This is a genomic window from Arthrobacter sp. JCM 19049 (genome assembly GCF_001310435.1).
Genome location: NZ_BAXF01000962.1, coordinates 1 through 515, shown reverse-complemented (window position 1 = coordinate 515; position 515 = coordinate 1). Strand labels below are relative to the sequence as shown.

The following is a 515-nucleotide window of genomic DNA, read 5'->3' as shown; positions in this document are numbered from 1 at the left end:
CCCGCGCAGGCGCCGGAAGAGGGCGACGGCGGGGCGGGGCTGCTAGAGGACGTGCAGCGCATCGTGATGCCCGGGCTCACCCACTGGCAACACCCCAGCTTCTTCGGATTCTTCCCGTCGAACTCGGAGCTGTCCTCGGTGCTCGGGGACATGCTGTGCACCGGGCTGGGAGTGCTCGGCCTGTCCTGGGAATCCAGCCCAGCCCTGTCCGAGATCGAGCAGACCGTAGTGGACTGGACCCGCCAGCTCTTTGGGCTGCCCGAGCAGTTCCGTGGCTCCATCCAGGATTCGGCCTCCAGCAGCACCCTGATCGCGCTGCTGTGCGCGCGGGAACGCGCCACCGATTTCGCCCTGGCCCGCGGCGGCCTGCAGGCTGAGGAAGCGCCCCTTATCGTCTACGCCAGCCGCTATGCCCACAGTTCGGTGGAAAAGGGCGCATTGCTGGCCGGGTTCGGCCGGCAGAACATTCACTGGATCGACACGGGCCAGAACCACGCCATGGACCAGCCGCACTG

1 protein-coding gene is annotated in these 515 nt (G+C 67.8%); it reads left to right on the top strand.

Annotated features, from left to right (window positions below; all coding sequences use genetic code 11):
* On the top strand, positions 1-515 hold a 515-nt coding region (locus JCM19049_RS17350), incomplete at both ends, for a pyridoxal-dependent decarboxylase (RefSeq protein ID WP_279403539.1).